This is a genomic window from Streptomyces sp. NPDC022910 (assembly GCF_055561075.1).
Genome location: NZ_JBVHHL010000082.1, coordinates 1 through 26,057, shown reverse-complemented (window position 1 = coordinate 26,057; position 26,057 = coordinate 1). Strand labels below are relative to the sequence as shown.

20 protein-coding genes and 7 pseudogenes are annotated in these 26,057 nt (G+C 70.5%); 19 read left to right on the top strand and 8 right to left on the bottom strand.

What is annotated here, in order from left to right:
- The first annotated feature begins 108 nt into the window (after window positions 1-108).
- The 3 pseudogenes from ACZ3TS_RS38975 to ACZ3TS_RS38965 all read left to right on the top strand — a co-directional run bounded on the left by ACZ3TS_RS38975 (window position 109) and on the right by ACZ3TS_RS38965 (window position 3,515).
- Window positions 109-1,037 (top strand): annotated as a pseudogene (locus ACZ3TS_RS38975) (IS5 family transposase).
- Window positions 1,038-1,266: 229 nt separating this feature from the next.
- Window positions 1,267-2,958, top strand: a pseudogene (locus ACZ3TS_RS38970) (N-acetylmuramoyl-L-alanine amidase); the annotation flags it as partial.
- Window positions 2,959-2,973: 15 nt separating this feature from the next.
- Window positions 2,974-3,515, top strand: a pseudogene (locus ACZ3TS_RS38965) (chitosanase).
- Here ACZ3TS_RS38965 and ACZ3TS_RS38960 read toward each other — a convergent pair.
- Both ACZ3TS_RS38960 and ACZ3TS_RS38955 read right to left on the bottom strand, forming a co-directional pair.
- Window positions 3,500-5,429: pseudogene (locus tag ACZ3TS_RS38960) on the bottom strand (DUF2264 domain-containing protein). The pseudogenes ACZ3TS_RS38965 and ACZ3TS_RS38960 sit on opposite strands and share 16 nt — an antisense overlap.
- 38 nt (window positions 5,430-5,467) lie before the next feature.
- Window positions 5,468-5,950: pseudogene (locus tag ACZ3TS_RS38955) on the bottom strand (extracellular solute-binding protein); the annotation flags it as partial.
- A 108-nt stretch (window positions 5,951-6,058) separates the two neighbouring features.
- On the opposite strand from ACZ3TS_RS38955, the gene ACZ3TS_RS38950 reads away from it, so the two are divergent.
- Together ACZ3TS_RS38950 and ACZ3TS_RS38945 are read left to right on the top strand one after the other, a co-directional pair.
- Entirely contained in the window at window positions 6,059-6,961 is a 903-nt protein-coding gene (locus ACZ3TS_RS38950) for a universal stress protein (RefSeq protein WP_467626983.1), read from the top strand.
- Window positions 6,962-7,101: 140 nt separating this feature from the next.
- Window positions 7,102-7,446: a hypothetical protein gene (locus ACZ3TS_RS38945; protein WP_467626980.1), complete on the top strand. Its 345-nt coding sequence runs from the start codon at window positions 7,102-7,104 to the stop codon at window positions 7,444-7,446.
- A gap of 99 nt (window positions 7,447-7,545) precedes the next feature.
- On the opposite strand, the gene ACZ3TS_RS38940 is transcribed toward ACZ3TS_RS38945, so the two are convergent.
- Complete coding sequence (locus tag ACZ3TS_RS38940; RefSeq protein ID WP_467626978.1) at window positions 7,546-8,211, bottom strand: SDR family NAD(P)-dependent oxidoreductase; 666 nt, start codon at window positions 8,209-8,211, stop codon at window positions 7,546-7,548.
- A gap of 152 nt (window positions 8,212-8,363) precedes the next feature.
- On the opposite strand from ACZ3TS_RS38940, the gene ACZ3TS_RS38935 reads away from it, so the two are divergent.
- Window positions 8,364-9,068 carry a YqjF family protein gene (locus tag ACZ3TS_RS38935; protein ID WP_467626976.1) on the top strand — a complete coding sequence of 235 codons (705 nt, stop codon included), beginning with the start codon at window positions 8,364-8,366 and terminating at the stop codon, window positions 9,066-9,068.
- 42 nt (window positions 9,069-9,110) lie between these two features.
- Here the strand turns inward: ACZ3TS_RS38935 and ACZ3TS_RS38930 are convergent, their stop codons facing one another.
- Both ACZ3TS_RS38930 and ACZ3TS_RS38925 read right to left on the bottom strand, forming a co-directional pair.
- A complete protein-coding gene (locus tag ACZ3TS_RS38930) occupies window positions 9,111-9,845 on the bottom strand; it encodes an SOS response-associated peptidase (protein WP_467626974.1) in 735 nt (244 codons plus the stop codon).
- Window positions 9,846-9,897: 52 nt separating this feature from the next.
- A complete protein-coding gene (locus ACZ3TS_RS38925; RefSeq protein WP_467626971.1) occupies window positions 9,898-10,110 on the bottom strand; it encodes a hypothetical protein in 213 nt (70 codons plus the stop codon).
- A gap of 464 nt (window positions 10,111-10,574) precedes the next feature.
- Between ACZ3TS_RS38925 and ACZ3TS_RS38920 the strand changes: the two genes are divergently transcribed.
- The 11 genes and pseudogenes from ACZ3TS_RS38920 to ACZ3TS_RS38870 all read left to right on the top strand — a co-directional run bounded on the left by ACZ3TS_RS38920 (window position 10,575) and on the right by ACZ3TS_RS38870 (window position 20,899).
- Entirely contained in the window at window positions 10,575-11,738 is a 1,164-nt protein-coding gene (locus tag ACZ3TS_RS38920; RefSeq protein ID WP_467626969.1) for a hypothetical protein, read from the top strand.
- A 120-nt stretch (window positions 11,739-11,858) separates the two neighbouring features.
- Window positions 11,859-12,947, top strand: a complete 1,089-nt coding sequence (locus ACZ3TS_RS38915; RefSeq protein WP_467626967.1) for an NADH-quinone oxidoreductase subunit B family protein — start codon at window positions 11,859-11,861, stop codon at window positions 12,945-12,947.
- A 37-nt stretch (window positions 12,948-12,984) separates the two neighbouring features.
- A complete protein-coding gene (locus tag ACZ3TS_RS38910) occupies window positions 12,985-14,778 on the top strand; it encodes a nickel-dependent hydrogenase large subunit (RefSeq protein WP_467626965.1) in 1,794 nt (597 codons plus the stop codon).
- Window positions 14,771-15,322, top strand: a complete 552-nt coding sequence (locus ACZ3TS_RS38905) for a NifU family protein (RefSeq protein ID WP_467626962.1) — start codon at window positions 14,771-14,773, stop codon at window positions 15,320-15,322. Before ACZ3TS_RS38910 ends, ACZ3TS_RS38905 begins: the two co-directional genes overlap by 8 nt.
- On the top strand, window positions 15,319-15,921 hold the full coding sequence (locus ACZ3TS_RS38900) for a DUF5947 family protein (protein ID WP_467626960.1): 603 nt from the start codon (window positions 15,319-15,321) through the stop codon (window positions 15,919-15,921). Before ACZ3TS_RS38905 ends, ACZ3TS_RS38900 begins: the two co-directional genes overlap by 4 nt.
- A gap of 17 nt (window positions 15,922-15,938) precedes the next feature.
- Window positions 15,939-16,145 carry a hypothetical protein gene (locus ACZ3TS_RS38895; RefSeq protein WP_467626958.1) on the top strand — a complete coding sequence of 69 codons (207 nt, stop codon included), beginning with the start codon at window positions 15,939-15,941 and terminating at the stop codon, window positions 16,143-16,145.
- 65 nt (window positions 16,146-16,210) lie between these two features.
- Complete coding sequence (locus tag ACZ3TS_RS38890; protein ID WP_467626955.1) at window positions 16,211-16,357, top strand: hypothetical protein; 147 nt, start codon at window positions 16,211-16,213, stop codon at window positions 16,355-16,357.
- Window positions 16,358-16,554: 197 nt separating this feature from the next.
- A pseudogene (locus tag ACZ3TS_RS38885) lies at window positions 16,555-16,881 on the top strand (protein kinase domain-containing protein); the annotation flags it as partial.
- Between the two features lie 364 nt (window positions 16,882-17,245).
- Window positions 17,246-17,719 carry a (2Fe-2S)-binding protein gene (locus ACZ3TS_RS38880; RefSeq protein WP_467626953.1) on the top strand — a complete coding sequence of 158 codons (474 nt, stop codon included), beginning with the start codon at window positions 17,246-17,248 and terminating at the stop codon, window positions 17,717-17,719.
- Window positions 17,706-18,695, top strand: coding sequence for an FAD binding domain-containing protein (locus tag ACZ3TS_RS38875; protein WP_467626951.1), 990 nt, complete (start codon window positions 17,706-17,708; stop codon window positions 18,693-18,695). Before ACZ3TS_RS38880 ends, ACZ3TS_RS38875 begins: the two co-directional genes overlap by 14 nt.
- Window positions 18,692-20,899 carry a xanthine dehydrogenase family protein molybdopterin-binding subunit gene (locus ACZ3TS_RS38870; protein WP_467626949.1) on the top strand — a complete coding sequence of 736 codons (2,208 nt, stop codon included), beginning with the start codon at window positions 18,692-18,694 and terminating at the stop codon, window positions 20,897-20,899. The genes ACZ3TS_RS38875 and ACZ3TS_RS38870 overlap by 4 nt, the downstream gene beginning before the upstream one ends.
- Before the next feature lie 303 nt (window positions 20,900-21,202).
- Here ACZ3TS_RS38870 and ACZ3TS_RS38865 read toward each other — a convergent pair whose 3' ends face one another.
- From ACZ3TS_RS38865 to ACZ3TS_RS38855, 3 genes are all read right to left on the bottom strand, one after another.
- Complete coding sequence (locus ACZ3TS_RS38865) at window positions 21,203-24,448, bottom strand: P-loop NTPase (RefSeq protein ID WP_467626946.1); 3,246 nt, start codon at window positions 24,446-24,448, stop codon at window positions 21,203-21,205.
- Window positions 24,449-24,467: 19 nt separating this feature from the next.
- The gene (locus ACZ3TS_RS38860) at window positions 24,468-24,797 is read right to left on the bottom strand and encodes a trypco2 family protein (RefSeq protein ID WP_057612512.1); all 330 of its coding nucleotides are present in this window, start codon (window positions 24,795-24,797) and stop codon (window positions 24,468-24,470) included.
- Between the two features lie 224 nt (window positions 24,798-25,021).
- Window positions 25,022-25,216, bottom strand: a complete 195-nt coding sequence (locus ACZ3TS_RS38855; RefSeq protein WP_467626985.1) for a PmrA — start codon at window positions 25,214-25,216, stop codon at window positions 25,022-25,024.
- On the opposite strand from ACZ3TS_RS38855, the pseudogene ACZ3TS_RS38850 reads away from it, so the two are divergent.
- Both ACZ3TS_RS38850 and ACZ3TS_RS38845 read left to right on the top strand, forming a co-directional pair.
- A pseudogene (locus tag ACZ3TS_RS38850) lies at window positions 25,131-25,683 on the top strand (nucleotide disphospho-sugar-binding domain-containing protein); the annotation flags it as partial. The gene ACZ3TS_RS38855 and the pseudogene ACZ3TS_RS38850 sit on opposite strands and share 86 nt — an antisense overlap.
- Window positions 25,684-25,778: 95 nt before the next feature.
- Window positions 25,779-25,970 (top strand): hypothetical protein, encoded by a 192-nt coding sequence (locus tag ACZ3TS_RS38845; RefSeq protein ID WP_467626944.1) that lies wholly within the window; start codon window positions 25,779-25,781, stop codon window positions 25,968-25,970.
- The last annotated feature ends 87 nt before the right edge of the window (window positions 25,971-26,057 follow it).

The window sequence follows — 26,057 nt, the reverse complement described above, 5'->3', positions numbered from 1 at the left end:
CGCCCTTGGGGCTTGCTTGAGCCGTGTGCCTGGCAAGCGGGCACGCACGGTTCTGAGGGGGCGGGAACGCAGCAATGCGTTCCCGCTACCCGACAGCCCCATCTCCCGATCGCCGCGGTCGGGCCCATCCCTGACCTGCGGAAACACTTCAACGCGGTGATGTGGCGCTTCCGCACCGGCAGTCCCTGGCGTGACCTGCCGAGCGAGTTCGGGCCCTGGCAGAGCACCTACGACCGCTTCCGCATCTGGGTGGGGCAGGGCGCCTTCCAGCAGCTGATGGAGGCGGTGATCGCCGAGGCAGCCGCCCGAGGTGAGACCGACATGGGCCTGGTCAGCGTGGACTCCGCGACGTCCCGGGCCCACCACCACGCCGCCGGGATGATCCTCGATGCGGAGCAGTTGGCGGCCCTGGAGGCGGCCGTCGAGTCCGAAAAGGGGGCGCATCGAAGGAACAAGAACCGCGAGAGGGACAATCCGACGCCGACGGCCGCGCTGAACGGCGCCAGACCCGCCGACGGCACCGCGCCCGCTTGAAGGCTGCTGAACTGGGGCGTTCTCGGGGCGGGTTGACCAGCAAGATTCACCTGGCGGCCGACCGGCGCTGCCGCCCGCTGGCGTTCGTCCTCACGCCCGGACAGGCCGGCGACAGTCCTCAGTTCGTCCCGGTCCTGGAGCGGATCAAGGTGCGCGGGCCGGTCGGACGCCCGAAGACCCGGCCGGACGCGGTGGCCGCCGACAAGGCTTACTCCTCCCGCCGCAACCGCCGCTACCTGCGAAGACGAGGGATCCGCGGGGTGATCCCGGAGAAGGTGGACCAGGCCGCCAACCGCAAGAAGCGCGGCTCGCGCGGCGGCCGCCCCGTCAGCCACGACGCGGACTTGTACACCGAACGCAACACCGTGGAGCGGTGCATCAACCGCCTGCGGAACTGGCGCGGCATAGCGACCCGTTTCGACAAGACCCCGCAGAGCTACGAGGCCGGGCTCCACCTGTGCGGTGCGATGCTCTGGCTCCGCAGCATCGCACCGCATTCATGATCAAACTCCAGACAGGACCTAGTCTCTACCTGCTCTCTTCGGCAACTCGCCTTTCTGTACAGGCTGTTATGCCCCTTCCCCACAGCTTCACCACAACACACGTGTGACGGAAGCGGTTACTCTTTCCGTGGCTACTGCAACAAACGTGGTCCTATAGTCATCCGCGCATCGAGTTGTCGCCCGGGCCTTCTCCCATTGGCGGCCATGCCGCCGGCGCCCCTTGATGCCCATGTTTCTTCCTCTGAGGAGCATCACCTTGCACAGAAGAAAGAGGGCCGTCGGCGTGCCCGTCGGTATCGCCGTGAGCGCATTGGTCGCGGGCTCCTTGCTCACCCTGCCCGGCCACGCACTCGCCGACGACCCGAGCGCGACCGCAGACTCTCGCCAACAGGCGCTGCTGGCCGCTGCCGAGGAGTTCGACATCCCGTCGAGCGTACTGCTCGCCCTCGCCCACCAGGAGTCGGCCTGGGAGGGCCACGGCGCCCTGCCGAGCACCGACGGCGGTTACGGACCGATGAACCTCACGGACGTCACCCCCACCATGCTGGCGGGCGGTGCCGCGGGCGCGGCGGGCCGCGCCGACCTCGACTCCCTCGCCGCGGACCCTGCGCTGCACACCCTGCGCCAGGCGTCCGAGCTGACCGGACTCTCCGCCAAATCCCTACGTGAGGACGACACCGCGAACATCCGCGGGGGCGCCGCCCTACTCGCTTCGTACGAGAAGGAGTTGATCGGGGCAACTCCCGCGGACCCCTCCCAGTGGTACGGGGCTGTGGCCTGGTACAGCCAGGCCAAGCAGAAGCAGGCGGCTGCCTCCTTCGCCGACCGCGTCTTCCGCACGATCCGCAGCGGCGCCTCGGCAACGACCCAGGACGGCCAGCGCGTACATCTGTCCGCCAGACCTTCCGTCGATCCCGACCGAGAGCAGATCAACTCGCTGCGCTTGAAGACCTCGTCGACGGCGCCCGCCACCGAGTGCCCCACGACGGTCGGCTGCACCTTCCTGGCCGGATCACCCGTCGGCCGCCAAGTCGCCAACCGGCCGACCAATGGCATCCGCATCGACACGATCGTCATCCACGACCTGGAGTCCACCTACGACGCCGGCGTGGCAGGCCTAGCCAACCCCACGAACCCCGCCGCGACCCACTACGTGATGTCCTCTTCCGGCGCGGTCACCCAGATGGTGCCCACCAAGGACATCGCCTTCCACGCGGGCAACTACTCGACCAATTTGCACTCGATTGGCATCGAGCACGAGGGGTACGCCGCGCAGGGCGCTGCCTGGTACACAGAGGCGCAGTACCAGGCCACGGCAGACTTGGTGAAGTACCTGGCCGGACGCTTCGACATCCCGCTGGACCGACAGCACATCGTCGGACATGACAACGTTGCCGGTCCCAACTCCGCCCTGGTCTCCGGTATGCACTGGGACCCGGGTTACGCCTGGGACTGGAATCACTTCATGAGCTTGCTCAACGCCCCGGTCAGCGGCGTGTCCGAGGTGCCGCAGCCCGGCTCCGTCGTGTCGATGAAGCCGTCGTTCGCGGAGAACGTGCAGACCCTCCAGGTCTGCCCCTCCGACGACCCGACCGGCCAGACGACGACCTGCAGCGAGCAGCAGCACCCGACCAACTTCGTCTACCTGCACACCGCTCCGAGCGAGACGGCCCCGCTCTTCGGCGATCAGGCAATCCACGGCACCGCGCCCGGCACCGACCGGGTGAACGACTGGGGCAGCACGGCTCAGGCAGGGCAGCAGTTCGTCGTCGCGGACGTCCAGGAGGACTGGACCGCGATCTGGTTCAGCGGTGCGAAGGTGTGGTTCCACAATCCTGGCGGCGCCAACACCCGTACCAGCTATGGAGTGAAGATCATTAAGGCCGCAGGCACCACTCCCGTGCCCCTCTACGGCTCCAGCTCCGGCACGGGCGACATGCTCGACCTCGTCCAGCTCTACACCGACCGCAAGCCCGGCAACGTCCTCGCCACGTACCTGCCGGCCCTGCGCAGGGTGAACGGCACCGACTCCCACGAGGGACTCGAACCGAACTTCCCCAAGGACTGGCGCAAGGCGGCGCAGGACACCGCGTTCCAGCAGGCGCAGAACGACGAACGCGACCGGTGTACTTCAACCCCGCCGTACAGCAGGGCAAGACGGACGGGCTCGGCGTTCTCGGGCAGTTCACGTACTACGACGCCATCGTCATGCACGGCGACGGGGACGACCCGACGAGCTTCCGCAACATCCGCAAGCGCGCCCTGCGCACGGCGAAACCGCCGGCGCAGGGCGGCGCCGAGGTGGCGTACCTCAACGCCTTCCTCGACGCGCGGGTGTGGGCGATGAAACAGGAGGAGGCGCACAGCGACACCACCCGGGTCGACACCGAACAGCGCGTCTTCCTGCGCAACGGCAACCTGAACCTCGACCCGCCACTCGACTGGAAGGTGTACGGGGACAGCTACCACATCGGCTGACGGACCGGCACCTGCTCCACCAGCGAGACGCGCAGCGGCCGGAACCCCACTCGGTTCAGTGCCCGGTCGCGGGCCCACGTGACCTCGACGCCGTCGCCGTCGGCCACCACGCCGGCGACGGCATCGGCCAGAGGCGCGGGCTCGGGCACGGCGGTGAGGACGGCCAGGCCCACGTGCAGCGAGGTGCCGCCGGCCGGCCCGGCGAGCCGCGGCACCCGTGCCCACCGGGTCCAGGCCGTGCCCTGAGGCGCACGGACCGCCTCGGGGCCGTCGTCCCAGCCGTACAGCCCGTACAGCCCGTGCAGCGCCGACACGACGGGCTCGTCGGGTCCCGTCGCCCATCCCGTATGGGTGACGCGGGCCCCGTCCGGGGCTCCGACCACGCGGTGGACGCGCAGTTCGTACCGCCCCCGCACCACCGTGACGCTCTCCACGCGCAGACCCGGCACCATCGGCGGCCCGGCGGCGAAGAGGGGCCGGTGCCAGGACGCGGCCCAGCCCCAGCCGTCGCCATGTCCCGCCCCCAGGGGATGGATCCGGCGCCGGACGCTCCCCCGGCCGTTCACCACCACCGAAAAGTGGTTGTCCGCGACGTTCCCGGGTGCCGTGGGACCGGTACGGGTGGAGTAGGCCTGGCGGCCGTAGTGGGGATCGTCCTCGGCCGCCGACTCGCCTTCGTGGGGCCGCACATGGTCGCTGCCATGGTTGTGCAGCCGTACGATCCCGTCGGCCTGCGTCGTCTGCACCAGCAGCCCCGGTGCCGGCAGGGCGAGGACGCGGTCGGCTCCCTCGGCCGGCGCGAGCTCCTCCCGGGCCGTCCACAACGGGTCCTCGGCTCCTGCGAGCAGCGGCACGAGCGCCTTCGACGCCCAGTACGGGGACGCCGGACCGGAGTAGGTCTGCAAAGTGGCGTCATGGGGGCCGTGCCAGCCGAGGCTGAGCAGCCCGTCGTCGCTCAGGGCGCCGCGTTCCAGGAAGTAGCGCAGGCTGCCGCTGACCGGAACGCCGGGATGTGCCCGGGGTCAGCGGAGTGTGCCCGGTGACGGCGCCCAGACCGACGGCCGCCGAGGCGGCGAAGCGGTAGGCCAGCGACCGGCCGAAGTGCAGCGGTGCGCCATCGGCGCCGAACATCAGCGAGAAGCCGTCCAGGTGCGTGCGCAGCCGGTCGCCGTAGTGGGCGGACAGCTCCGCGTCCCCGGCGAGGTGGGCGTCGAGCACCGGATACAGGTGCAGGGCCCATCCGTTGTAGTGGTCGAATGCGCGTCCGTCCCCGTCCGCGTACCAGCCGTCGCCGCGGTACCAGCCTTCCAGCAGGTCCAGCGCGCGTTCCCGGACCGCGGCGGTCTCCGCGTCGCCGCGCCCCACCGACTCCAGGAACCCGGCGACGGTGAACGGGAAGAGGTACCAGTTGTTCGGGGCCGGTGTGTGGCGCAGCGCTCCGCGCAGCCATTCCTCCGCCCGGTCCTGGACACCGGGGTCGAGGTTCTTCCACAGCCAGGGCGCCGTCAGCCGCAGCCCCAGCGCGACCGACGCCGACTCCACCATCGGCTGGCCCTGTACGTCGTGGTCGAGGATCAGGGGCCATGACTCGGTGTCGTCACGGCCCGGAGTGCGGGTGCCGGCGGCGAGACCGCGTGCCTACCTCTCCAGCCAGCCGTGCGGGTCGTCGCCGCCGGCGCCCGCGACCCGGAAGGCGGCCGCGAGGAACGTACGGGCGTAACCCTCCAGGCCGTCAGAACGCACCCCGGAGCGGGAGGGCCGTCCGGGCAGGTCGAGCAAGGCGCCGCCCGGTGTGCTCCAGCGCCACGCGGCCGCCGGCAGCCCGTCCGCCACGGCCTCCCAGTGGGCTCGGGTGTACCCGGTGCACGGGCTCGCCTCGCGGTCTTCCGGGGGCAGTTCGAAGGGGATGCTCATGCCTGGAATCATGGGGCATCATCTGCCTTTCGGGTGGCTCAGCTGCTGTGCCGGGTGGTGGACAGGCCCTGGGCCCGCAGGCCGGACATGGTGCCGTCCTGCGCCGCGCGCAAGGCTCCGACGAGGGTGCCTGGCCGGCGCCGACGCGGGCGAAGGAGTCCTGCATCACCCTCCCGGTGGCGGTCATCCGGGGCCCCAGACCCAGCCGTCGCGGATCTTGTGAGCCTCCTGGTCGAACAGGCGGTAGATGTCCTGGCCGCCGTAGTACGGGCGGTCGAAGGCCTCGCGTCCCACGGCGACGAGGGCGGAGGCCACCGGGTACTGGCTGCTGGTACCGCTGGAGAGGCGGGCGCGGAGCGCGTCCGGGTGGGAGACCTGCCACTCGATGAACTCCATGGCGGCCTCAGGGTGCCGGCTGCCCTTGGTGACGGCGAAGGTGGAGCCGCCGTGGGTGCCGACGCAGGGGCGGTCGGGGTCCCCTGGGGCAGCGGGGCGATCCTCCACTGACCCTTCTGCGCGGGGTTCCCATGCCTCCGCGCGAGCAGCCGTACAGACTGGTGATGAACGCCGTGTGCACCCCGGCGACCTTCAGCCTCTTCGTCGTTGTTGCGTCGTTGTTGGAGATCACGATGACCCGAGCGGATGACCGCCCGCCGATCGTGGTCGGTGTCGATCCCGACCCGGAGAATCGGATGGCAGTGGCGTGGGCGGCCGACGAGGCCGCACGCCGCCAGGTGCCCCTGCATCTGGTCCACGCCGAGAATGTGCCGACCACGGAGATCCGCCGATGGGAGGTGCCGCCCTCCTGGCAGGCGCGGAACCATGCGCTGCACGAGGCGGGAGCGCATCTGCTGGACGCGGCGGTGGCCTTCGCGGAAGCCCGGCAGCCGCAGGTGGCGATGTCGGGACTGCTGGCCGAGGGGAACCCGGTGGAGATCCTGCGCGAGCAGAGCCGGCATGCCACCGCCGTCGTGCTGGGGTCCTGGCACCTGAGCCGGATGAGGGAGGTCTTCGGCTCGACCTCGATCGCCCTGCCTGTCATTGCGCACGCCCGTTGCCCGGTGGTCGTCGTGCCGGAGCCGGAGCACATCACCCACCAGCCCCCGTACATCGTCGTCGGCGTGGACGGCAGCGCGCGTTCCGCCGCCGCCGTCGACTTCGCCTTCGAGGAGGCCGCTTTGCGGGGTGCGGCGCTGCGGGCGCTGTTCGTGCGGCAGCCGGGGCTGCTCGGAGTGCTCGACGAACACGCGGAGCAGCAGGAGTGCCTGCGTCTGCTCTCCGAGATCATCGTCGGCCGCGGTGCCGCGTACCCGGACGTGGAGCTGCACCACGAACTGATCGGCGGTCATCCGGTGAAGGCACTGACCGAGGCGTCAGCCGACGCGCTGGCCCTGGTGGTGGGGACCCGGGGCCACGGTGGATTCGCCGGCATGCTGCTGGGGTCGGTGAGCCAGGGAGTACTGCGCCATACCCGTTGCCCCGTCATCGCCGTTCCGCACGAACCCGCCTCAGCCGAGCAGAAGGGGTCCTGACATCCTGAACGGTCCCTCCGGTGTCCCTCCAGCCACTCCTGTCGTGCACGGCGGGGCTTCTTCCAGTGCGCCCTTGCTGGAGCGCGGGCCTCCGCGGATGCTTCCGTTCTTGAAGTTCCGTTGGATCTCGGGGGTGTGGGATGAGGTGTCCGATCTGCAAGGCGGTGCACATTCAGCAGTTGCGCGGCTACTGGCAGGACTTGCCGACTGAGTCGCCGAACAAGGACAAGTACGCGCCGCCCGACGTGGTGGAGGCGAAGTACTGGCTGGTTGCTCTCGTGGTCGTCCTGGGGGTTTTCGCGGCCGCGACGGCCAATGTGCTCTTGGGCCTGCTGATCGTGGTCGGCGCCCTGGTGTGGGGTGCCGTCATGCAGCGGCAGGTCGGCGAGTACCGGACGGAGCTGGCCAAGTACGACGCGTCGGTGATCTGCTTGGCGCAGTACCACGTGTTCGTGCGGGTGCCGGGCCTCGAGGTCGGCGCGTAGCCGCACGGCAGCAGCCCCCGGGCGGCCGGCCGGGGGCTCATCACACGGGACGACGGCCCCGGACCAGGCACAACATGCCCAGGCGGCACCCGCACGCGGTCAGGACTCGAGGTCGTCGGCGTAGTGCCGGAATCCGTGCCGCTCCTGGTGCAGGTCCCACAGCATGTCGGCGAGCGCGGCCGGGTCCTTCCTGGGGTGGCCCGAGATGATCGCGCCCGGGATCACGAGCTGGGCCACGTGGATCCCTTCGGCGGCGAGCGTGTCGTGCAGCAGGTGCCCGTACGCGCTCTCGGCGGCAAAGGCGATCGAGGTCCCCGCCCGGTCGGGGTGCGGGACGGCCGCGGTGCCTCCGTTGACGAAGAGGATGGTGCCACGGCCGAGGGCCCGCATACCGGGCAGTACCTGCTGCACGGCGGCGACGGGTCCGTACACGGAGAACTCGACCGGGCCGAGCAGATCCGCATGGGTGGTCTCCAGCACCGGCCGCATGAAGTCGCTGTGCGGCACGGGGCTGTACTGCAGGACCTCGATCGGGCCGAGGGATGTGGCCGCGGACTCGAGGCCCGCCGCGAGGGTCGCCGGGTCGCGGACGTCCGCGGCGAAACCGCGGGCCGTGATCCCCTCGTCGGACAGTTCGTCGGCCAGCCGGTCGAGCCGGACCTGATCGCGGGCGATGAGGGCGACCTCGTATCCGTCACGGCCGAACCGCCGCGCGACCGCGGCTCCGAGACCGGGCCCGGCTCCGATGACGGCGATGGTGGTCATGGCTCACTCCTCACTGAACGTTCTTCCGTTCGGGGCGGCTGCCGGGGCCCGGATGTCGTACGTATGCACGGGCCTCCCTACGTATGGGAGCACGCGCACCGTCGGGTCCTCATGACCGACGCGGCGGCGGGTCGGCTGCGTAGGCTGGGCCCATGGTGTCGTACACCACCGAGCGGCACGTGGTCCTGCCCATGCTCAAGGCGCGGTGGCTGAACCAGACCTTCGTCCACTGGCCCTACGAACCGCGGACCGTGCAGGCGCTGCTGCCGGCGGGCCTGACCGTCGACACCTACGACGACGCGGCGTGGGTCGGCTGCGTGGCGTTCGTGATGGCGTCCCTGCGCCCCGGCGCTCTGCCACCCACACCGTTGTCCTTCGCGGAAACCAATCTCCGTACCTTCGTGCGTCGCCCCGACGGCCTCGACGGCTTGTGGTTCCTGTCTCTGGAGGTCGCCACCCCCGCCATGCTGGCGGCGAGGGTGATCGGCGCGCCGTACCATCTCGGCGCTCTGCAGGTGCGGAACGAGGGCGGCGTCGTCCGGTATGCCGGAGTACGCCGCGGAGGGTTCCCCTCCTACCGCCTCGCCGTCCGTCCGGGCGCACCGCTCACGCCGGAAGCGAGGGACGTGTGGCTGACCTCCCGATGGCGTGCCTTCACCCGCATCGGCCGAGTGCTGTGGCAGACGTCCGTGGAACACGAACCGTGGCCCCTGTGCCACGCCGAGACAGAGGAGCTCCGCCAGACACTGACGACGGCGGCCGGGCTTCCGCCGCCGTCCGGGCCCCCTGTGCTGCACTTCTCGCCGGAGGTGTGTGCGGTGCGGTTCGCGCTTCCGCATCCGGTGCGAAGCCATTGAGCGGCCGCCCACCGGGGCCGTGGCGGATGACCCGGCCCGGGCTCAGGATGCGGCTCGGTCCAGCAGTTGGGGGCCGTTGTTGCGGACGTCGTTGACGGCGGTGGACACCGGGCGTGCGTCGAGGTGGCCGTCTGCGGGAGGGTTCAGCAAGGCGCGCAGCCGGGCCGGGTCCTGATGCGCGGGGTCCAGCCAGGCGTCGTGCAGGTCGGATGCGACCGCCAGCGGCATGCGCGGGTGGATACGGCCCGCGGCGTCAGTGGCCTCCGTGGTGATGATGGTGCAGGTCGTCCACCAGGCCGCCGGGTCGCCGTCCTCAGTCACCGCCGGATCCCGCCAGAACTCGTACAACCCCGCAAGGGCCATCACCTGCCCGTCCTCGGGGCTGATGAAGTAGGGCTGCTTGTGCGCCTTCGCCTTGTCGGTCGCCGGGACCTGCTGCCACTCGTAGAAGCCGTCGGCGGGCAGCAGACAGCGCCGCTTGAGGAAGGCGTGACGGAAAGCCGGCTTCTCGTGGACCGTCTCCACACGCGCGTTGATCATCCTGGCACCGATCTTCGTGTCCTTCGCCCAGGACGGCACCAGGCCCCAGCGCAGCGGCCGCAGCTGCCGCCTGACCGTGTCCGCACCACGAGGCGCGCGTTCGAGAACCGCCCATACTTCGTCGGTCGGGGCGACGTTCCAGTTCGGCTCCAGGGCATCCTGGCGGTTCCAGTCGGTGACGTGGAAGAGCCGGACCAGGTCCTCGGGGCTGCGGGTGGACACATAGCGACCGCACATGGGCTCACTGTGCCACGCGTGGTGACCGGACACCGCCCCGCGAAACAGGCGGTCACGGGCGCGCGCAGCCACCCCCGGCGGCTGAACCCGGGCCCGCCCCGGGCGGGGCCACGGAGGCGAAGGCCATGCGGAACAGGTCCCAGGCGCTCGCGTCACCGACCGGTGCGCTCCCGCCCTGCGCGGCTCGCACGCGGCGGTATGCCGACTCGGTGACCGCGGCACCGGAACCGGCCGGTTCGACGCAGTGGACCGGGGTCGTCTCCACGGGCACCCCTCCTTCCGTACACGCTCCGAAGCGGCCGAACGGCCCCACGGCGCGCGCTCATGGCACCGCCCGGCAGGCCCTCGGCTCGCCGAGGGGCCCCGGCCCGAGCCCGCAGCCTGCCACCCCGAGGCGATCCACGCGCCCTTGCCTCTCCGTGCGCGCCGCAGTGGCGACTGCGCGTCCACCCGGACGGCGGAACGCCAGCGGCCCGGCCCCGGACAGGACCGGTTCCGAGAGCCGCCGTCATCCCGGCCGCCGCCCACTCATCCCCTGACCCCCTCACACCCCGCCGACACGGCATCGATCGCCGGTCATCCGGCCCCCGCGTCCCGGCCCTTCCGGTGCCGACCCTCCTGGTCCCGACGCACCCTCACCCATCCGCCACCAATACGCGCCCAACGCAATAAAAGGTGTGATCGTTGTAAACCACTGCAATACACACAGTCAGTGAGTGAGGAGCGACGGTGAGCGACCCTGACCGTAAGTCCGGGAGCGCGCGAGTGGCGGGTTCCGCCGTCGACGAGGCGTGCGCGGTGGCCGATGCCGTCCTCTACGAGGGTTACCTGCTCTACCCGTACCGGAGATCGTCGCCCAAGAACCGGGTGCGCTGGCAGTTCGGCATCCTCGCGCCGCGCGCCTGGGCCGAGGCAGACGGCCCGATCGCGCCGAGCGTCTCGGGGTCCGTGGAGTCCTGGCAGCAGCAGACCGAGTGCCTGCTGCGGGCGCAACCCGGTGCCGTGGTGCAGGTCCGAGTGCGCTATCTGCAGATGCAGCACAGAGGCGTGGAACGCCGGGACGAGGACGGCCGCCACACACCGGTGGACTCCCTGGAGGCCGCCGGGGCCGTCCATCTGGCCTTCGACGAGGCGGTTCCCCGTGAGTTTGACCTCGTCGTTTCCCTGGCCGATCTCCTGGACGGCGAACGGGAGTTCCGCTTCGGCGCCCCGGGCGGCCAGGAGAGCGAGGCGCTCCCCGGCGGCGTGGGACGGCTGGTGCGCCGACGCTGCCCGCTCGAGGCACGGACGACGCTGCGGGCCGAGCGGCTCCCCGGGCCCGGCTCGCTGCACCGGTTGCGGGTGCACACGGAGAACACCGGCCGCTCGACGCCACCCGGGACACCGCGCGACGAGGTCCTGCGCCACGCGCTCATCGCGACACACACGTTCATCGGCGGGGAGGGGCTGAGCTTCCTCTCCTCGATCGATCCGCCGGACGAGATGGCCGCACACGTCCGGGGCTGTCGCAACCTCCACACCTTCCCGGTGCTGGCCGGCGAGGAGGGTTCGGACCGCCTGGTCCTGTCGTCGCCGATCATCCTGCCCGACCACCCGCAGGTGGCACCGGAGAGCCCCGGCGACCTGCACGACGCGGCGGAGATCGACGAGATTCTGACTCTGCGGACGCTGGTGCTCACCGACGACGAGAAACGGGAGGCGCGCGCCACCGATCGCAGGGCCGCGCAGATCCTGGACCGCGTGGAGACCATGCCGCCGGAGGTATGGGCCCGGCTGCACGGAGCCGTCCGTTCCCTCGCTCCGTCCGCCGTCGCCCCCGGCGCGTCCGCGGACGCGACCCCCGTCCCGGACCGGGAGGGGTGCCATGGACGCCATCGCGTTGCTGACGCATGACACCACCACGACCCGACCGCATCCGCACGCACCCGACGAGCCTCCCGCGCCGGCGTTCGCCGGCCCGGTGGCCGGAGCCTACGACCGACTCGGGGACCGACTGCAAGGGAGGCCGAGCACATGACCGCCGAAAGCGGGACCACGAAGGTCAGCCAACACCCCGACAGGGCCGAACAGAGAGGCGGCTTCGACGAGATCTCCATTCTGTGGATCTCCGAGGGCATGAGCTGCGACGGCGACAGCGTCGCGATGACGGCGGCCGGCCAGCCCGCGATCGAGGACATCGTCCTCGGGCTCGTACCGGGCCTGCCGAAGGTGAACCTGCACAACAAGGTGCTCTCGCCCACCATGGGCGGCGAGGACTTCCTCGCGCCGTTCCGCGCGGCGGCACGCGGCGAGCTGGAGCCGTTCATCCTGGTCATCGAAGGCTCGATTCCCAACCAGAACATCATCCAGGGCGACGGCTACTGGACGTCGTTCGGCAACGACCCGGAAACCGGTGAGCCGCTCACCGTCAACTGGTGGATCGACCGGCTCGCTCCCCGGGCCTGGGCGGTCGTCGCCGCCGGCACGTGCGCCACGTACGGCGGGATCCACGCCATGGCCGGCAATCCGACCGGCTCCATGGGTCTGGCCGACTACCTGGGCTGGGACTTCAGGTCGCAGGGCGCGCTGCCGATCGTCAACGTCCCGGGCTGTCCGATCCAGCCCGAGAACTTCATGGAGACGCTGACCTGGGTGCTGTACCACGCGGCCGGTTCGGCGCCACCGCCCCCGCTGGACCACATGCTGCGCCCGCAGTGGCTGTTCGGGAAGACGGTCCACGAGGGGTGCGACCGCGCCGCGTACTACGAGCAGGCCGACTTCGCCCGGGACTACAACTCCCCCAAGTGCCAGGTGAAGGTGGGCTGCTGGGGCCCGGTCGTCAACTGCAACGTGCCCAAGCGTGGCTGGATGGCGGGCGTGGGCGGCTGCCCGAACGTCGGGGGCATCTGCATCGGCTGCACAATGCCCGGTTTCCCGGACGCCTTCATGCCGTTCATGGACGAGCCGACGGGCGCCACCTTCTCGTCGGCCCTCATCAGGCCCTACGGGGCAGTGATCCGGCGGCTGCGCGGCCTCACCAACATGGCCGTCAACCGCGAGCCCAAGTGGCGCCACGACAAGGCCACATTGACCAGCGGTTACGACCCGCACTGGCGCCCCTGAGACGGGACCAGCGAGAGAGAGCGAGGAAAGCACGGACATGACGGCAACCGAAGCGCGGGGCGCGAAGCGCAAACCCGCGCAGATCGTGGACATGTCCTGGGACCCGATCACCCGAATCGTCGGCAACCTCGGCATCTACACGAAGATCGATTTCGCGAACCGGGAGGTGGTGGAGTGCCACAGCACGTCGTCGCTCTTCCGGGGCTACTCCGTCTTCATGAGGGGCAAGGATCCGCGGGACGCGGGCTTCATCACCTCGCGCATCTGCGGGATCTGCGGTGACAACCACACCACGTGTTCCAACTACGCCCAGCAGATGGCCTACGGCGTCAAACCGCCGATGCTCGCCGACACGATCGTCAACCTGGGCGAAGCGGCCGAGTACATCTTCGACCACACGATCTTCCAGGACAACCTGGTCTTCGTGGACTTCTGCGAGGCCATGGTCAAGTCCACGAATCCGAGCGTCCTGGCCCGGGCCGAACGGACCCAGGCCCGCAACGGGCACATCCACGGCTACCGGACCATCGCCGACATCATGCGCGCCTTCAACCCGTTCGAGGGCGAGGTGTACAAGGAGGCGCTGAAGGTCAGCCGGATCACCCGGGAGATGTTCTGCCTGATGGAGGGGCGCCACGTCCATCCGTCCACTCTGTACCCGGGTGGCGTCGGCACGATGCCGGAGCCGACCACGTTCACCGACTACCTCTCCCGGCTGGTGCGCGTGACCGACTTCGTCAAGAAAGCCGTCGTGATGAACGACGACGTCTTCGACTTCTTCTACGAGGCGCTGCCCGGCTACGAGGAGGTGGGCCGCCGCCGGATCATGCTCGGCTGCTGGGGCGCCTGGCAGAACCCGGACGTGTGCGACTACCGCTACGAGACGATGAGCGAGTGGGGCAAGGCGATGTTCGTCACTCCCGGCGTCATCGTCGACGGCAATCTGGTCACCAACGACCTCGTCGACATCAACCTGGGCATCCGCATCCTGCTGGGCAGCTCCTACTACGAGGACTGGGTGAACGACCAGCCGTTCGTCACTCACGACCCGCTCGGCAACCCCGTCGACATGCGCCACCCGTGGAACCAGACGACGGTCCCGATGCCGCAGAAGCGCGACTTCGACGGCAACTACAGCTGGGTGATGAGCCCCCGCTGGTACGACAAGAAGAGCGCCGAGCACCTCGCGCTGGACACCGGCGGCGGCCCCCTGGCCCGCCTGTGGTCGACGGCGCTCAACGGGCTGGTCGACACCCCCTATGTCAAGGCCACCGGTCACAGCGTGCAGATCTCCCTGCCCAAGAGCGAGCAGCTGCCGGAGATGACGTTGGAGTGGAAGATCCCCCAGTGGAGCAACACGCTCGAACGCGACCGGGCCCGGCCGTACTTCGTGGCGTACGCCGCCGCCATGGCCTTCTCCTTCCTGGAAAAGGCGATGGGGTTCATCCGTGCCGGTGAGACCAAGGTCTTCGAGAACTACGAGGTGCCGGACGAGGCGATCGGCTGTGGATTCCACGAGGCGGTGCGCGGCGTCCTCTCCCACCACCTGGTGATCAAGGACCAGAAGATCGCGAACTACCACCCCTACCCGCCGACGCCGTGGAACGGCAGCCCGAGGGACATGTACGGCACTCCCGGTCCGTACGAGGACGCCGTCCAGGGCCAGCCGATCTTCGAGGAGAACGGCCCCGACGACTTCAAGGGCGTCGACATCATGCGCACCGTCCGCAGCTTCGACCCCTGTCTGCCCTGTGGGGTGCACATGTACCTCGGCAAGGGCAACACACTGACCAAGCTGCACTCACCCACGTACGGAGCGGCCCATGCCTGAGACCGAACGGCTCGACGAGGCGGCGGTCGCGGAGCGGTTGTCGCGCCTCGACTTGCTGCTCGAGCAGCTCGAAGGCGCTCCCGACCCGATGACCGGCACGGCGATCGAGGCGGTGCAGGTCCTCGCCGCGGTCTACGGGGAGGCGCTGGCCCGGGTACTGGACGGCGCACACCCCCACCTCGTGGACCGCATGGCCGGTGACGAGCTCATCAGTCACCTCCTCGTGCTCCACGGGATCCATCCCGAACCGCCCGAGCGCCGGGCCGCACGGGCCGTCGACAGTCTGCGCCCGTCGGTGCGCGAGCGTGGCGGGGACGTCGAGCTGACGGGCGTGGAAGAGGGAGTCGCCCGGGTGAGGCTGACCGCCAAGGGATGCGGATCCTCCTCGGCCGAACTGGAGGAAGCGGTCCGCGAGGCCGTGCTCACCCTGGCCCCCGAGCTCTCCGGCGTCGAGCGGGCGCCGGGCGGCGACGGACGGCGCAGCACCTTCGTACCGCTCGAAGCACTCACCCTGCGTACGGCGTCCGTCGGGGAGCGGTCATGACCTCCGGTGCCCTGGCCCGCGTCATCCGCTCCGCCGCGGACCGGCGAGCGGAGGCGGAGCACTGCGACCTGTGCGGCGCCGAGATCCCATCAGAGCACCGGCACCTGCTCGACACGAACAGCCTCGACACCGACAGCGAGGAGGTGCTGTGCACATGCCGGCCCTGTTCCCTGCTCTTCGTCGAGGCCGCGGCGAGCGAGGGCCGCTACCGGCTGGTGCCCCGGCGGCGGGTACGCCTGCCTCCGGTGGGTACTCGCGCACTGGGTGTTCCGGTGGGACTGGCCTTCTTCGTACGGCGCACGGACGGCACCGTGACGGCGCACTATCCGAGCCCCGCCGGTGCCACCCGCTGGGAGGCCGACCCGGAGGCCTGGCGCGACGTCGTCGCCCGCTGCCCGCCGCTGGCCACCCTCGAACCGGACGTGGAGGCGCTGCTGGTGAACACCGCCCGCTCCGCGCAGCACCACTGGATCACCCCGGTCGACGACTGCTTCCGGATGGTCGCGCTCGTACGACGGGAATGGCGGGGCCTGTCCGGCGGCAGTCGGGTGTGGCCGGCCATCGACCAGTTCTTCGCGGAGCTGACCGAACAACCGTAGACCGGCAAGGAGCAGACATGGGCATCATCCGAGTGGGCAAGCCGCAGGTGAAACCCGATACGCCCACGCACGTCTCCGGACTGCACCAGGGCAACAGAGGCCCGTACAAGCGTCAGACCGGACACCACAAGGACGGGACCGCCGACGCCCGCCGCTCGACCGGAGTCCACTGGAAGAAGCACAACGCGATCGCGAAGACCATGCCGAACCTCCCGCCGGGATGACGCGGCATTCACGACCGCGCCCGCGCGGGCGCGGCATCGCAGACGACCACCGAGGAGTACGGAACATGGCCAGACGAGTGCTGATCGCCGAGGCGCTGCTGGTGGCGGGCGTGGCAGCCGTCGTGCTGCTCCGGGAGATGCCCGGCCTGGTACGCGAAGTCAGGATCTGGCGGATGGTGGGAGTGCCGGGCGTCACCAGGCGCCGCCGCTGACCCGCCCTCCCGCCGGGCACAACTGGGCCGGGCCGCGCAGTCCAACTGCGCGGCCCGGCCGTCTCCGTCCGCGTGCGCCCCCCGACCATCTGCCCCGCCTACCGGCCAGCGACGGGCTGTCCGACGAGAGGTTCGAAGCGGGCGGCTATTGTGACCGGACGCATCGGGTGAGGTCAGAGTCACCGGAGGGCAGGGCTGTGTCGGACGAGGGGCGGCTCGTCGCCGGACGCTACCGGCTCGCCGAGGAGATAGGCCGTGGCGGCATGGGCACGGTGTGGCGGCGCGAGGACGAGGTGCTCGCCCGCCAGGTAGCCCTCAAGCAGTTGCACGCGCAGCCGCACCTGAGTGACGACGAACTTCTCAGGCTCTACGAGCGCACGCGTCGCGAGGCGCGCAGCGCCGCCCGCGTCGTCCATCCCAACGTGGTCGTCGTCCACGACGTCGTGGACGACGACGGGCGGCCCTGCATCGTCATGGAGTACATCCCGGCGCTCACACTCGGCTCACTTCTCAGGGAGGGTCGCGTCCGCGTCTTCCGGGCCATCGACCTCGGCTACGGCAGGGAAGGCGGCCGGGAGTACGACATCTACCCCTCGGCACCGGACGCCAAGTGGGACTTCTACCGCCCGGTCTTCGACCACGTCAGGGACGGATTCACCACGAGCGCCTGATCGGGCGCCCGTCTGCGCACCGGCGCCGGCCGGTGGAAGCCGGCGCTCCGCCGACACAACATGATCGACATGAGCGCCCGGCCGGTGCGTGCAACGATCGACCCAGCGCAGGCCGCACTGCCACCTGGGCATCCGTCACCCATGTCAGAGCCGTCCGGAGGACGCGATGGTGGACGTAGCACGTACGCGAAGTGCCGTGGACCCAGAAGTGCGGGTCGTGGCTCTCGAAGTCAACGGAAGCATGCGCAAGGTGGCGCTCGACTCGCGTGTCACTTTGCTGGACGCCTTGCGTGACCACCTCGGGCTCGTGGGCACCAAGAAGGGCTGTGACCAGGGCGCTTGCGGTGCCTGTACGGTGCACGTGGACGGGAAGCGCGTGCTGTCCTGTCTGACCCTGGCCGCTCAGTGCGAAGGTCGCGCGGTCACGACCATCGAGGGTCTCTCAGGACCCGACGGCCGCCCTCATCCGGTCCAGACGGCGTTCCTCGAACACGACGGCTTCCAGTGCGGTTTCTGCACGCCCGGCCAGATCATGTCGGCCGTGGCACTGCTCGAAGAAGGGCGAGCCGGCTCAGACGAGGAGATCCGTGAATACATGAGCGGGAACCTGTGCCGCTGCGGTGCCTATCCCCATATGGTCGCGGCGATCCGCGAGGTGGCGTCGGCAGGTGGTCGCGATGCGCGCGCTTGAGTACGTGCGCGCCGCCGACGCCGCCGAGGCCGTGGAGCTGGTGGCGGGAGATCCGACGGCGGCGTTCCTCGCGGGTGGCACGACGCAGCTCGATCTCATGAAGGACGGCGTGCTCGATCCCGCGAAGCTGGTGGACATCACCCACCTGCCGCTGGACACGATCGACAGCGACGGCGACGTGCTGCGTGTCGGTGCGCTGGTCACCATGGAGGACCTCGCCGCTCATCCCACGGTCGTAGAGCGGATTCCCTTCGTCCGGGAGGCGCTGCTGGCCGGCGCCTCCACGCAGCTGCGGAACATGGCGACGATCGGAGGGAATCTGCTGCAGCGCACACGCTGCCGGTATTTCCGCGATCCCGACGTTCCCCACTGCAACAAGCGGGTACCCGGGTCCGGCTGCGCGGCCGTTGAGGGAACCGCTCGTATGCACGCCATCCTCGGGGCGAGTGAACGGTGCATCGCCGTGCACGCCTCCGATCTGGCGGTGGCCCTGGTGGCCCTCGACACCGTCGTCCACATCCAGGGGCCGGCCGGCGTGCGGCAGGTCCCGCTGACGGAGTTCTACCTGGCTGCCTGCGACAGCCCGGAGGTCGAGAACGTCCTCCAGCACGGCGAACTGATCATGTCCGTGGACATCCCCCTGCTGCCGAAGGGCGCGCGGTCGGGCTACCTCAAGGTGCGCGACCGCAGCTCCTACGAGTTCGCCCTGACCTCCGCCGCGGTGAGTCTGCTGATCCACGGCGACGCCATCAAGGAGGCCCGGATCGGGCTGGGCGGCGTCGGATCCAAGCCCTGGCGGGCCTGGGAAGCGGAGAGGGAACTGGCCGGTGCCTCCGCCTCCGTCGAGAACTTCCGGCGGGCAGCGGCCGCGGCCGTCCGGGGCGCGTGGACCGTACCGGGTACGGCCTTCAAGGTCGAACTCGTCCAGCGCACGCTGGTGCGCGAGTTGCAGGCAGTGGCGGGAGCAACGGCATGAGCACGGTCCAGAGCAGGCCGGTCATCGGTGCCGGTGTCAACCGCGTCGACGGTCCCCGCAAGGTTGCCGGCGCCGCACCCTACCCGATGGATTTCAACGTCCACGGTCAGGCCTACGCAGCGCTCGTCCAGAGCACGATCGCCGCCGGCCGCATCATCCGCGTCGACACCGAGGCGGCCGAGGCGTCGCCCGGAGTCCTCACCGTGCTCACCCATGCCAACGCGCCGAGACTTGAGCGGGCGCCGGTGAACAAGCTGGGCGTCTCTCCTCCCGCGCCGCTCCAGGACGACCGCGTCCTGCACCACGGACAGCACATCGCGGTCGTCGTCGCCGAGACGCCGGAGCAGGCCACCGCCGCGGCGCGGCTGGTGTCGGCGCAGTACGAGCGCCGGGAGCCCCTGCTGGACCTGATGGACCCGCGAGCGCCCCAGCTCGACGACCCGTGGGGCACGGACCACAGCCGGGGTGACGCCACCGCCGCCCTGGCGAGGGCCGAGGTCACGGTGGAGGAGAGGTACACCACCGCGGACAACACCAACAACCCGCTCGGCCCCTTCGCGACCCTGGCCTCCTGGGACGGCGACCAGCTCACGGTCCACGACACCACCCAGTGGCCGTTCGTGGTACGCAGCACTCTGGCGGCGGTCTTCAAGGTTCCCGAAAGCTCGGTGCGCGTGCTGGCGCCGTATGTGGGCGGAGGCTTCGGAGCCGGGCTGCGCGTGTGGCCGCATGTGATCCTCACGGCCGCCGCCGCCCGGCAGTTGCAACGCCCGGTCAAACTGGTGCTCACCCGGCCGCAGATGTTCACCTCCGTGGGGCACCGGCCCAAGAGCGTGCAGCGCATCACCGTCGGCGCCACCCGCGGCGGCGATCTGGTGGGCATCGACCACCGCAGTTTCTCACCGGTGGCGATGGAGGACGACGACTACGAGCCGATCGCCTCCGGCACCGCGTTCGCCTACAGGTGCGAGAACGTCGTCACTCAGGACCGGCAGGCCCGGCTGAACATCCCCAACCCCACCTCCATGCGGGCCCCGGCCGAGGCGCAGGGCAACTTCGCGCTGGAGTCGGCGCTGGACGAACTGTCCTACAAACTGGGGACGGACCCGCTGGAACTGCGTCTGCGCAACTACGCCGAGGTGCACCCGGTCCACTCACTGCCCTGGTCGAGCAAGGCGCTGCGCGAGTGCTACGAGGTCGGCGCAGAGCGGTTCGGCTGGTTCACCCGTAACCCCGTTCCCCGCTCGATGCGGGACGGCAACTGGCTGATCGGTTACGGCATGGCGGGTGTCAGCTACCCCTGGTACGCGATGGACTGCCAAGCCCAGGCCACCCTCCACAAGGACGGGAGCGCACTGGTGCGCAGTGCCGCCACCGACATCGGCACGGGCACATACACGGTGATGACCCAGCTCTCCGCGGAGTGCCTCGGCCTCGACCTGGGGCGGGTGCGTTTCGACCTCGGCGACTCGGACCTGCCGGTCGCACCCCAGGCAGGAGGGTCCGGGCTGACGGCGGGGCTCGGCAACGCGGTCTTCGACGCCTGCAAACGCCTCGTCAGGCAATTCGTCGAGCTGGCCGCCGGGGACCGCGAATCCCCGCTGTACGGCCTCGCCCCCGAGTCGGTCGAGGTCACCGGGGGCAGGATCCACCGGGTCGGAGAGCCAGGCCGCGGCGAGACCTACACGGACATCCTCGACCGCCACGACCTGGTGGAGCTCACGGCGAACGGCTCCAGCAAACCCTGGTCGCAGGACGAGCTGGGCATGGTCCTGTCGGGAGCCTTCGGCGCCAAGTTCGTCGAAGTCCGTGTCGACGCCGACCTGGGTCTCGTACGCGTCGCCCGCGTCCTCTCCGTGATCGACGGCGGCCGGATCCTCAACGAGAAGACCGCCAGGAGCCAGATCGTCGGCGGAACCGTCGGCGGCATCGGCATGGCGCTCTTCGAGGACACCGTCACCGATGCTCCCAGCGGGCGGATCGCCAACGGAACCTTCGGCGACTACCTCATCCCCGTCAACGCCGATGTGCCCGACATGGACGTGGTGTTCGTGGGCGATCCCGACCGCGGCAACCCCATCGGCACCAAGGGGATCGGCGAAGTCGGCCTGGTCGGCATCGCCGCCGCCGTCGCGAACGCCGTCCACCACGCCACCGGCAAGCGCATCCGGTCACTCCCCATCACTCTCGACGCGCTGCTGTGACGACCGGAACGATCCCGGCCCGGCGCGAGCGGCCCCGCCTGCCGGCAGCCGGCCCCGTGACCTCGCCTCGCCGGGGCACCTGCGTCCCATTCCTCTGCATCGGCGAGCACAGCATCAAAGTTCTACCCCGACGGGGTGGCTGCGAGTGCGGGATCGGTCAGTTCTGGCAGCAGCCTCCGCACACGGGGTGTCGTCGACCGTCGGGAGAGGTGACCAGCGTCGCGCTGACGCCCGCCTGTGCCCTCCTTCAAAGAGCGTTTTGTACCGACTGGTGTGTTTGGTGACGAGGGCTCCGGCCTCGGCTCAGCCGTCGGTCGTCTGTTCCAGGAGCCAGGCGCGGACGTCCAGCGCCTTCTCGATCTCCGGGTCCTGCGTGGCGTGGTCGTGCTCCACCTCGGCGATCTGGCGACGTAGGTCGACGAGCTGGTCGATCGCCGAGACCGCCAGGTCGTGCCGGCCGGCGTCGATGCAGCACTGGGCGTAGCTCTGGAGGCCCCGGACCAGGTCGTGCACATGCGCCTCCGGCAGCGCCTGGGCGAGCTCCATACGGAGCATCACGCACTCGGCGAACAGGGGCAGCGCCGCCTCGGCCGCGCCGGCGGAACTGACTTGGAGGCCCAGGTCGTACAGGCTCATGGCGAGGTCCGCGCTGTAGGCCTCGGGTGACCGCTCGGCGAGGGCGCGCCGTATCTGCACCGCCTCGGTGATCGCGGTCAGCGCCTCGGCCGGCCGAACCGACTGCTGCAGACAGCCCGAGAGATTGTGCAGGACCCTGGCGAGATCGTTCTCGTGGACGCCGGGGCGGGACTCGGACAGGGCGCGGAACAGCCGTTCCGCCTCGGTGATCGCGGCCAGTGCCTCCTCGTGTCGTCCCACGTCGCCCAGCACGATCGCCAGGGTGTTGAGGCCGATCGCCAGTCCCGGCACATGGGCGTCGGGGTGGAGGTCGGCGAGGGCACGGCGGATGTCGACCGACTCGCTGATCGGGACCGGAGCATCCTCGTACAGCCCCAGCCGACTGTAGCGGTTCGCGAGGTTGTGCAGGGCGTCGGCGAGGGCGGGCAGGCAGCCCGGTTCCTCCTCGGCGAGGCCGCGCAGCAGGTCGACCGCTTCGGCGAGCGGTGCCAGGGAGTCCTCGAGGCGCCGTAGGGTGGCCAGGCAGGCCGACAGGGTGTTGAGGCTGCCGGCGAGGTCGAGCGCGTACAGCTCCGGGGCCTGGGCGGTGAGGTCGCGCAGGATATCCGTCGCCTCGGTGACGGCTTCCAGTGCCTCCTGGTGCCGTCCTGTGTCCCGCAGCCGGTTGGCGAGGCGGTTGAGGCCGAGGGCGAGTTCCGCTCGGGCGGGCTCGGTCGGGCTGTGTGCCGTGCGCCGTAGCAGGTCGACGCCTTCGGTGACGGCTTCCAGTGCCTCCTGGTGGTGTCCGGCGTCGCCGCGCCGGTCGGAGAGCCCGAGCAGCGCCATCGCCAGGGCCACGGTGTACCGCTCCGGATCGTCCGCCGCCGCCAGTCGGTAGCGCGGGATCAGGGCCTCGGCCAGGTCTAGCGCCACACCGGAGAGCACTTCGGTGCTGAGCGGCAGGGCGTTGCCGAGCACACGCAGCAGCTCGACGTCGTCGGACTCGTGCGCGACCCGTGCCAGGGCCGTCAGCAGCGGGGCCGGTGACTCCACGCGCGTGGCCACGGCGACCGCCGGCGCGGCCAGCGTGCGCGCGTGGTCGACGCACCAGCGGGTCAGTGTGTCGGCCACCCCCGGTCCGAGGGTGCGGTGCGCGGCGGCGCGGGCGCACACCGTCAGCAGCGAGGTCGCCTCCTCGTACCCGATGTGCGGGATCAGTGTCTCCACGACGCGGCGGCGGTCGCGGTCGAGTACGAGGCGGCCCACCAGCCGTTCGGCGAGCCGGTCGGGTTGGAGGCACCCGAAGGCAGTGTGCCGGTCAGCCGCGGGGTACAGGCCGGTCAGCCAAACCCGTACGGCGTCGAGTCGATCGAGCGGTTGGTCGGAGAGGCCGGGCACGCGGGTCAGGAACGCATCGACGGCCTGCCGCTCGGGTGCCCCGAGGAGCGCCGCCACGGCGACGGTGTCGATGAGGGTGGGCAGGCTCAGCCCCGGCAGCAGGCCGTGTGCCCGGGCCAGTGACTGCCAGTGGCGGCGCTCGTGGTCGAGCACGCGGTCCTCGGGCCCGCGCGGTGCTCCGTGGGGCGGTTCGTCCGTCGGGTGCGTGGCGTCGAGCAGGTCGGCCAGTGCCGTCATCTGCACCGTCAGGACGGTTCGGTCCTCCGGTGCCGTCCGGCGCTCCGCCCGGCCGAGCCGCGTTGCGGCCGCCGCCCAGTCCGCGTCGGGCCCACCGGGCAGGTCGCGCAGGGCTGCGGCGTAGGCGTCGACGGCCACCGCGTAGAGGTCAACGTCGTTCGGCTCCAGTAACGGCAGCCGGCGTACGACGGCCGTGTCCGTGAGGTCGGCGACGGCGTCCCCCGAGGCGGCCAATTCCTGCCACCAGTCACCGCAAGTGCGGGCGAGCAGCAGCACCTTGACGCGGCGTCCCCGGTGCGCGAGGTCGCTGAGCAACGCGGCTAGTCGGTGGACGCGTCCCTCGGCGTAGTCGACCACGACCAGCGTCGGCACGACCACGTCGGCGATCAACGACAGCTGCTCGGAAGCGGCAGTGACCCGCGGCCACACGACTGCCCAGCCGTCCTCGGCGAGCCACCCGCCGAACTGCTGGGCCAGGCGGGTCTTGCCCTGCCCGCCGGGACCGTGCAGCAGCCACACGCCCGTGCCGGGGAGGGCCGCCCAGGCCAGCAGTTCCTCCAACTCTTCGTCCCGGCCGAGGAACGGTACGACGGCGCGGTGCGCGGCGAGCAGACCTGCCGGGGTGACCGCCATGGCTCCCCCTGGCGACGGATCGCCCAGCTCGCGAAGTTCCACGCCCCGGCACACGGGCGACCCGCCGTGCTCGGCGAGTCGCGCGCGGAACTGGGGGTCGCGCAGCAGCACGTACGCCGGTACGGCCTCCAGCGCGGCGTGCGCCCGTCCGGCCGGGTCTGCGGCGATCACGCCGGTCAGTAGATCGCCGCAGAAGACGGCGGCGCCGGACAGCCCGCCCCACGGCGACGGACCGTCCGGCGGGTGGCCGTCCAGCTGCATCACATAGCGGTCGCCGACCATCTGGTCCCCCGCGTTGAGCCGCCCGGACAGCTGGCTGACCTCCACGGGCCTGTTCGGGCGCTGCACCAGGTTCGGCACGCCCCAGCAGGCGCAGGAGATGCCGGTGCGGTGGGTGACGGTGCGCCCCCAGGGCGCGGCCCCGCCGGTCGGCACCCAGTGCGGATCGTCGAGCAACACCAGGGCCGCGTCGTCGCGCCCGCCCGGCGTACCGCACCACACGACGGTCCCCGCGAACTCGCCGGGCCGTCCGGGCCGGAACACCGTGACCGCGCGGCCCTCGGCCCGCCCCACATGACCGGAGGTCAGCACGAGGCGCGGGCCCACGAGGTAGCCCGAGCCGGGACCGTGCGAGCCGGTGACCGCCACCACCCTGTCCCAGTTCACGCCCGCGCCTCCCGGATCCTCAGCGTCCGATGTGGTCGGACACGTCGCCCGGTCCGGCGGGCCGACGCGAGTCGCCTCCCACCAGCAGGTCCCCGCCGTCGGCGCGCCGCGGGGTCAGCGAGAGAGTCACCCGGTGCGTCCTGCCCCGTGACACTCCCGCCTCCGCGTCCCCGGAGACCACCCAGGCCTTGAATCCGGCCTTGGCCTTGGCGTCCGTGCGCAACTCCACGGCGAGTTCGAGCTCGATCGTCCCGACGTCGAACACCACCTCCTGCCCGGCTCCGCGCGCGGCGGCGGTCAGCAGTTCGTCCCGCAACCCCGCGACCGCGTCGGCCAGTTCGATGTTCACGCCCGTACCTCCGGTTTCTCGACCGAGCAACTGATCGGAACTATAGGGCCCTTGCCCGGAAACCGGCCCGTTCCCGCCTCGGTGGCCGATCAGTCGGGTATTGGCGTCGTCGGCGGGCTTCCTCTGGGGCGCAGGGCCGCGGACCGTCGCATCGACAAGGGGTGTGACCGAGATACGCGGCAAAGGAGCAATGGAACGATCTTGAAGCCCTGATGTGCCCGGATTCACCCGCGGCGGCGGGCGGCGGGATCGCGTTCGGTGACGTGCCGGGCGACCGCGTCGACGCCGGGGTGGGCGTACCGCTCCAGGGAGCGGACCGAGGCGTGGCGGGAGCGGGCCGGCAGCATCGGTGTTGAGGTGCCGTCTTCCGCGTCGTGTGTCAACGCGCTGTTGCTGATCTCCCTGGGCTCGGCGTACACCCGCCAATCGGAGTTCTACCGCCAGTGACTGGCGGCCTACGGCAACCTGCCCGGCTGGCACGCGTCCCCCAGATCGGCAAGTACACCGACCCGCGGGAACTCGGCGACATCCCGCCCAACGTCGAGGTGCACTCCTGGGTCCCGCAGCGGGCGATCCTGGAGCAGGCGGACGCCTTCGTCACCCACGCCGGTATGGGCGGCTGCGGCGAAGGACTGCTGGCAGGCGTCCCGATGATCGCCGTGTCGCAGGCCGCCGAACAGTTCATGAACGCCGACCGGCTCGTGGAACTGGGCGTGGCCCGCCGCATCGACACCCCGGAAGCCACCGCCGAAACCCTACGGGCGACCCGCACGGCCTGGTCACCGACACGGAGGTCGCCCACCGCTCGGCACTGCTGCGCACCGACGCACAGGCCGAGGGCGGCACCCCGCGCGCCGCCGACCTCATCGAGAACATGCTGGCCTGACCCTCGCCCGCCACAGCCGGGGTCGGTCAAGCAGCACTTCGTTGCTTCTGACACACGGCGTATCGTCGACGGGCCTCTCAGGGTTCGCCCACCGCGTGGCCACCGCTCTCGTCCGCGACCACCACATATCGGACGACCTCTATGCCGAAGCGGTGGCCACGTTCGACACGGACGGCCTCGTCGCCCTGGTCAACCTCATCGGCCAGTACCTGAACACCTGCGCGCTGCTGTCCTGCTTCCAGGTCCCCGCCCCCACCCAGCACCGCACCACGGCACCCACCGCCTGATTCGAAAATCCCCCGTCCCGTGTCCGTAGTCGCTGGTCAGGCAGCTCCTTCTGCTTGGAGGGTCACTTGGTAACCGAGTTGGTTGAG